We start from the raw sequence: 5,217 nt of genomic DNA, 5'->3' as shown, positions 1-5,217 counted from the left end.
GTGGTCGGTGGCGAGGCGGCCTGCTCGGCCGCCGAGGGGGCGGGACTGATCACCCCGGGGAATGCCATGGACGGGGCCTTTGCCTCCGGCGTATCGTGCTCCGGCCCGGTGATCTTCCGCGGGCGGTTCCATCTGTCGCCCGTGGGGGGCCTTTTCGCCATGTCCGCACCCAGACCGTTTCTCGACCTGCGTCCACCGCTGCCTGCAAGGACACCGCTCGCGTCTCGCGGCCTGCTGGCCGCAGTCGTCGCGGGGCTCGGCCTCGCTGCCCTCAGCGATCTCTTCAGTGTCGTCGCCGGCATCCGTCTGCGGAACCTGGCCCAAGGAGGCTCTGGCTTCTTCACGGCCGATCAGCAGAAGCTGGAGGCCGCCGCCGAGCTGTACGAAAAGGCCGGCATGTTCCAGGGCACCGCCTACCTGGCGTGCGCGGTCGTCTTCCTCTGCTGGTTCTTCCGGATGCGCCGCACCACCGGACTCATGGCACCCGACCAGTTCAGACGAGGGCCCGGATGGGCCGTAGGAACCTGGTTCATCCCCCTGGCCAACCTCTGGATGCCCTACCGCATCGCCATGGAGATGTGGATGGCAGCCACCTTCCTGCCCTACGACGGCGGACAACGCCGGGCACGAACGTGGCCGGTGAACACGTGGTGGGCTCTGTTCGTCCTCGGCACCCTGCTCAACCGGTACGCCGGGACCTCGTACAAGAACGCCGAGACACTGCAGGAGGTCGAAAGCGCGGTGGGGTGGTATCTGGTCGCCGACATCACAAGCATCGCCGCCGCCGCTGCCGCCGTGCACTTCGCCGTCCGGCTGACCGCCCTGCAACGGCGCAAGGCCGTCGAGGGCCCGTACGGACACGGAGCCACTGACGTGGCATCGGCCGGCCGCATCCCCGCCTGACCACCAGGACGGCAGGATCTCTGGGCTCGCCTCCGACGCGCGCGGCTGAGCGCCGTACCTGGCCAGGCTCGCGAGGTACGGCGCCCACTCACCGTCCGACCGGATCGGCCACCGCCGACGGCGTGGCCGCCGAGGCGGCCGAGGCGGCCACCCGCCCGGCTTCGACCGCGAGGCTTACCAGCAGTGCACACCGTCGAGCGCTGCATCAACCGCCTCAGACAGTGGCGCGGCCTGGCCACACGGACCGACAAACGCGTCATCGCCTACCAGGCCGCATTCCACCTCGCCGCCATCCTCATCTGGGCACGGCGTTGACCGAAGAGACAGAGCCTAGCCGCGCTCCTCGCTGGTGCTGGGCGGCGAGTCGAAGCCGGCGGAGGTCGGACCGCCCGGCTGAGCAGAGGTCAGGGAGTTAGCCGGACCGGCAGCTCGAAGAGGTCGTTCTGGGTCACCACCGGCTTGTTGCGCAGGGCCGACGCGGGAACCGCGAGGTCGAGGTCCGGGAAGCGGGCGTACAGCGCGGGCAGCGCCACGCCCGCCTCAAGCCGGGACAGCGCCGCCCCGGGGCACACGTGCGGGCCGTGCCCGAAGGAGATGTGCCGGGTGCGCGTCTCGCGGGTGATGTCGAAGTCGCCCGCCGTCGGACCGTGCGCCAGCTCGTCGCGGCCTATCGCGCCGTACGACACGATGAGCGCGTCCCCGGCGGGGAGCACCTTGTCCCCGACGGGGACGTCCTCGGTCGCGAACCGGATCAGCACGTGCGAGGTCGGGGTCGACCAGCGCAGCGTCTCCTCGATCACCGCCGACCAGGGCACCTCGCCGGACAGCACCAGCGCCCGCTGTTCCGGGTGCGTGGAGAGGTTGACGACCGCGTTCACGATGAGCGAGATGGTGGTCTCGTGCCCGGCCGCGACCATCAACTGCAGGGTGGAGACGATCTCCTCGTCGGTCAGCCGGTCGCCGTCCTCGGAGGCCGACAGGAGCGCGCTGGTCAGGTCGTCGCCGGGCGCCGCCCGCTTCGCCGCGACCGTCTCGGCCATGATTCCGGCCAGCTCGGTCAGGGTGGCGACCACCTCGTCAGGCGGGGTCTGGGTCGAGAAGAACTTCTCGAACAGCACCTTCAGCCGGGGCAGCCGCGTCTCGTCGATGCCCATCAGGTCCGCCACGACGTACATGGGCAGCGGGTAGGCGAAGACCGCCTTGAGGTCGACCACGCCGCCGTCCGCGGGCAGCGCGTCCAGCAGCCGCCCGGTCAGCTCGGTGATACGACCGCGCATCTCCTCCACCCGCCGCGGGGTGAGCGCCTGGGCGACCAGGGCGCGCAGCCGCCGGTGGTCGGCGCCGTCCACGGTCAGCATCGAGCGGCCCGGGTTCACCAGGCCGATCAGCGGCCAGTCCGCCGGGATCTCGCCCCGCTGCCAGGCGCCCCACCGGTTGATGTCCTTCACCAGGCGCGGGTCGGTCAGCAGGGCCTTCGCCTCCGCGTGCCGGGTGACGGCCCACACGGGGACACCGCCGGGCAGCTCCACCGCCGCGAGCGGCCCCGCCGCGCGCAGCTTCGCGCTCTCGCCGTCCAGGTCGGTGACGAAGGGGTCCAAGGGGATCCGCACGTCTGCGGTGCCGGGTGTCATGGTCTGTTGCCTCCCAAAGCAGAGGTGGGGGTGAACCGCACGGGCAGCTCCGTCAGTCCGCGCAGCCAGGGCGAGGGACGACGGGTCAGGGAGTCGGCCGGGACCGCCAGGTCGATGTCGGGCAGCCGGTCGAGGACCACCTCGATGGCCGTCCGTGCGATCACCTCGGCGATCTCCTGCGCGGGGAACGGGCAGCGGTGCTCGCCGTGTCCGAACGAGAAGTGCGCGCTGTTGCCCCCGGTGAACGCGGCGGCGTCGGTGCGTACCTGCGGGTCGGCGTTGGCTGCCTGGAGGCCGAGCAGGACGAGGTCGCCGGCGAGGATGTGGCGTCCGCCGAGCTGGGTGTCGCGGGCCGCCCAGCGGCCCGCCACGTTCTGCGTCGGGGTGTCCTCCCACAGCACCTCGTTCATCGCCTCGGCGACACTGTGGCGGCCGCCGAACAGGGAGGCGGCGAACCGGTCGTCGGTGAGCATCAGGCGCAGCGAGTTGCCGATCCAGTCGGCGGTCGGCTGGTGCCCGGCGGCCGTCATCACCATGAGGTCCTGGATGATCTCCTCCTCGGTGAAGCCGTTCGGGTCGGCCAGCATCCGGGAGACCACGTCGTCGGCGGGCGCCGCCCTGCGCTGCGCCACCAGCTCGGCCATCGACAGGCCGAGGTGCCGCTGGCCGTCGAGAGCCCGCTCACGCCCGTCGATCATGTCGTTGAGGGCGGTGACGAGTCCGCTGCTCTCGTCGTCGGAGAAGCCGTAGAGCCGGGCCAGGACCCGCACCGGCAGCAGCATGGCGTACTGCCCGACGAGGTCCGCTGTCCCGGTGGTGCAGACGGCGTCGATCAGCTCGTCGGCGAACCGCTCGCAGTGGCGGCGCAGCAGCGCCGGCTCCACGCCCTCCAGCGCCTTGGCGATCATGCCCGCGCGCTGGTGGTGCCGTTCGCCGACGGTGTAGAGGACGGACGGCTGGTCACGGCCGATCATCGGCAGCAGCGGCCAGTCGCCGGGGATGTTGTCCCACTGGTTCCACAGGCCCGAGTCGCGGCTGTAGAGGACCGGATCGCCCGTCACCTGGTGCAGCTCTCGGTAGCCGAGCACGAGCCAGGCCGGTATGCCGCCGTCCAGCAGGACGGGGGCGACCGGGCCGTGGTCACGGCGCATCTCCCGGTACAGCCGGGCGGGTTCGGTCTGGAAGCGGGAGCCGCTGAGCGGGACGGCGTCGGGGGTCACACGGTCTCCCGGAGGGACGAGTCGGTACGGGCGGGCCGGTCGCCCAGGTGCCGCTGGATGTGCTGGACCAGAGCGATCAGCACCTGCTTGCTGGATTCACGGGAACGGGCGTCGCACTCGACGATCGGCACGTGCGGATCGAGGTCGAGCGCGTCCCGTACGTCCGCGGGGTCGTGCCGGGGGCCGCCGAAGTCGTTGCAGGCCACGATGAACGGGGTGCCGTGCCGCTCCAGGCGGTCGATGGCGTACCAGGAGTCCTCGATCCGCCGTGCGTCGAGCAGCACCACCGCGCCGAGCGTGCCGGAGAACAGCCGGTCCCACAGGAACCAGAAGCGCTCCTGTCCTGGCGCCCCGAACAGGTAGAGCACGTTGCGCGCGTCGAGCGTGATGCGGCCGAAGTCGAAGGCCACGGTGGTCGCGGTCTTCCCGCGCACCTCGCTGACGTCGTCGACCGTCTCGGAGGCCCGGGTCATCGTCTCCTCGGTGTTGAGGGGACGGATCTCGCTGACGGACCGGACCATGGTCGTCTTTCCGACGCCGAAACCGCCCACGATGACGATCTTCAGACCGTTGTCGGCGGAGGCACCCAGCGGGGTGCGCGCGTCAGAGGCTGCGGAGTCCAACGAGCACCTGCTCCAGGATGTCGGGGTCGGGAAGGGCGGACGTACGGGGGTGCCGGGCGCTGACGCGTCCGGCGGCGAGGAGGTCGGACAGCAGGATCTTGGTGATGCTCACCGGCAGCCCCAGCTCGGCGGCGACCTCCACCACCGCGATGGGTGTCTGCGCCATCCGCAGGATCGCCACGTGCTCCGACTGCATGCCCGTCGTCGGCTCGCTCTCGGCCACCACCAGGGTGACGAGGTCGAACGGGCTGTCGGGGCCGGAGCGTGTGCGGCCTCCGGTCAGGGTGTAGAGACGGTCGGGCGTGTCGTCCCTGCCGGGTCGCCTCATGACGTGCGCGGCTGGGCCGTCAGGTGCTCGCCCAGCTGCTCCACCAGCTCGCTCATGTTGTGGCCGACCAGACCCGGTTCGGCGTCCTCGGTGGTGACGACGGCGAGGTGGGCGCCCTCGCCCGCCTCGACGATGAAGAGGGTGCCGCCGTAGAACTCGGTCATCGACGAGCGCACTCCGCCGCTGCCGTCGCCGAACTCCATCGACGCACCGTGCGACAGCGACTGGATGCCGGCCGCTATCGCGGCGAGCTGGTCCGCCTGGTCGACCGTCAGCTCCGGCGTACGGCAGAGCTTGAGCCCGTCGCGGGAAAGCACCAGTGCGTGCCGCGCGCCCGGCGTGCGCTCCAAGAGCCCTTCGATGAGCCAGGTGAGCTTCTCGTCGGCGGTGGTCGTGCCGGTCATGAGGTGGTGTCGCCTTCCGGGTGCGAGGGGGTCGGTACGTCGGGGGACGCTTCGGTGGGACGGGTGCGCGCAGCGGTTTCGCCGGGCAGCTCGGGGCGGCCGGTGGTC

At 71.2% G+C, this 5,217-nt stretch carries 6 protein-coding genes and 1 pseudogene; 2 read left to right on the top strand and 5 right to left on the bottom strand.

Annotated elements, in window-relative coordinates; all coding sequences use genetic code 11:
* The first annotated feature begins 159 nt into the window (after positions 1 to 159).
* A complete protein-coding gene (locus tag CCN42_RS34295) occupies positions 160 to 903 on the top strand; it encodes a DUF4328 domain-containing protein (protein ID WP_245877593.1) in 744 nt (247 codons plus the stop codon).
* A gap of 91 nt (positions 904 to 994) precedes the next feature.
* Positions 995 to 1,218: pseudogene (locus CCN42_RS43915) on the top strand (IS5/IS1182 family transposase); the annotation flags it as partial.
* An 89-nt stretch (positions 1,219 to 1,307) separates the two neighbouring features.
* Here the strand turns inward: CCN42_RS43915 and CCN42_RS34285 are convergent.
* Genes CCN42_RS34285 through CCN42_RS34265 form a run of 5 tightly spaced genes read right to left on the bottom strand, consistent with a single transcriptional unit; the run spans position 1,308 to position 5,109 of the window.
* The gene (locus tag CCN42_RS34285) at positions 1,308 to 2,534 is read right to left on the bottom strand and encodes a cytochrome P450 family protein (RefSeq protein WP_086741317.1); all 1,227 of its coding nucleotides are present in this window, start codon (positions 2,532 to 2,534) and stop codon (positions 1,308 to 1,310) included.
* The gene (locus tag CCN42_RS34280; RefSeq protein WP_086741316.1) at positions 2,531 to 3,754 is read right to left on the bottom strand and encodes a cytochrome P450; all 1,224 of its coding nucleotides are present in this window, start codon (positions 3,752 to 3,754) and stop codon (positions 2,531 to 2,533) included. The genes CCN42_RS34285 and CCN42_RS34280 overlap by 4 nt, the downstream gene beginning before the upstream one ends.
* Complete coding sequence (locus CCN42_RS34275) at positions 3,751 to 4,377, bottom strand: GTP-binding protein (protein WP_386583075.1); 627 nt, start codon at positions 4,375 to 4,377, stop codon at positions 3,751 to 3,753. Before CCN42_RS34275 ends, CCN42_RS34280 begins: the two co-directional genes overlap by 4 nt.
* Complete coding sequence (locus CCN42_RS34270) at positions 4,358 to 4,705, bottom strand: DUF742 domain-containing protein (RefSeq protein WP_086173306.1); 348 nt, start codon at positions 4,703 to 4,705, stop codon at positions 4,358 to 4,360. Before CCN42_RS34270 ends, CCN42_RS34275 begins: the two co-directional genes overlap by 20 nt.
* Positions 4,702 to 5,109: a roadblock/LC7 domain-containing protein gene (locus CCN42_RS34265; protein ID WP_043505928.1), complete on the bottom strand. Its 408-nt coding sequence runs from the start codon at positions 5,107 to 5,109 to the stop codon at positions 4,702 to 4,704. The genes CCN42_RS34270 and CCN42_RS34265 overlap by 4 nt, the downstream gene beginning before the upstream one ends.
* Between the last annotated feature and the right edge of the window lie 108 nt (positions 5,110 to 5,217).

It is taken from the genome of Streptomyces glaucescens (genome assembly GCF_002154375.1).
Classification (GTDB): Bacteria; Actinomycetota; Actinomycetes; order Streptomycetales; family Streptomycetaceae; genus Streptomyces; species Streptomyces glaucescens.
The sequence above is the reverse complement of the archived record's forward strand: the minus strand, read 5'-3'. Positions and strand labels throughout refer to the sequence as shown.